The organism is Gordonia sp. UBA7599 (genome assembly GCA_002477755.1).
GTDB lineage: Bacteria > Actinomycetota > Actinomycetes > Mycobacteriales > Mycobacteriaceae > Gordonia.
Genome location: DLKD01000136.1, coordinates 412 through 629 on the forward strand (window position 1 = coordinate 412; position 218 = coordinate 629).

Annotated in this window: 1 protein-coding gene; it reads right to left on the reverse strand. The window is 71.6% G+C overall.

Annotation, left to right across the window (positions count from 1 at the left end):
- Window positions 1-218 (reverse strand): hypothetical protein (locus B4L26_RS15340; protein WP_290720117.1); only part of this gene is annotated, 218 nt, incomplete at both ends.

Here is a 218-nt window from a genome sequence, read left to right on the forward strand (position 1 = left end):
GGCCGCGTCGGTGAGCATCGCCACCGTCGGTTCGGGCAGTCGGTCGACCCGTCGGGTGAGGACTTCGTGGACTGCGCGGGGCGTATCGGCGGCCGCAAGTAGTGGTCCCAGGCCGCCGCGGTCGGCGGCAAGCCGGGCGTACTCGACGACGAAGAACGGATTGCCCGCCGTCCGGTCGCAAAGCATCGCGACCACGTCGGGGTCGGGATCGTCGTCGC